This window comes from Acinetobacter lactucae (genome assembly GCF_013344765.1).
Taxonomy (GTDB): domain Bacteria; phylum Pseudomonadota; class Gammaproteobacteria; order Pseudomonadales; family Moraxellaceae; genus Acinetobacter; species Acinetobacter lactucae_A.
Map to the genome: position 1 here is coordinate 1 of NZ_JABVBF010000384.1, position 730 is coordinate 730.

Annotated in this window: 1 pseudogene; it reads right to left on the reverse strand. The window is 54.0% G+C overall.

Features of this window, described 5'->3' with window-relative positions:
• Positions 1-433: 433 nt before the first annotated feature.
• Positions 434-730: pseudogene (locus tag HUN22_RS18450) on the reverse strand (hemagglutinin); the annotation flags it as partial.

Below are 730 nucleotides of genomic sequence, written 5' to 3' on the forward strand. Positions count from 1 at the left end.
TCATCGGCCAGGTTGTAGTTGATCTGGTTGTCCGCCCCCGCTGTAATCTCGATGTTGCCATCAGTATTTGCGTAGTCAACCGTCTCGCCCAACTTCACATTGTCCGATGTGCCACCTTGTGCACTGATGTTAAAGCCGGTGTTCGTCAAGTCCGTTGCAACTTGAGCAACCTGTCCTTCCGTCGCTGCACGGTCTGCAACCACATTGTTCGGATCATAGCTCGTGTTGGTTAAGCCTGTAATTGTCCCCGCTGCCCCATCCACTGTCACAGGGTTCGCACCGCCTACCTGCAGGTTGTCTCCTGTCACTGTAGTCGTATTCCCTGCCGCATCGGTGATCGTTGAACCCGTTGCATCATACGTCGCTGTATTACCCGCCGCATCACTGACTGTCGTGCCGCCAGTCGTCACTTGCGTGCTGTTACCTGCGCCATCATCAATGCTTAGACCACTATTGTTCAACACGCTGTTGCCTGTGGTGACACTGTCCAGATCCAGATCTCGCTTCAAGCCATACTGAATCGTATTGCCGGTCTTGCTGACCGTTAAGTTGCTTTCGCCTGTCACCGTACCAATATCAACCACATCGCCCGCTTTCACTGCACCTGCCGTTGCACCATTGCTTTGTAACGTCCAGCCTTTGTCCAGCTCACTGATCGCGGCACCCACGTTATTTACGTCCGTACCGTTCACGGTATACGTTGGCGCACTCACCGCACCGGTTGTGCTGT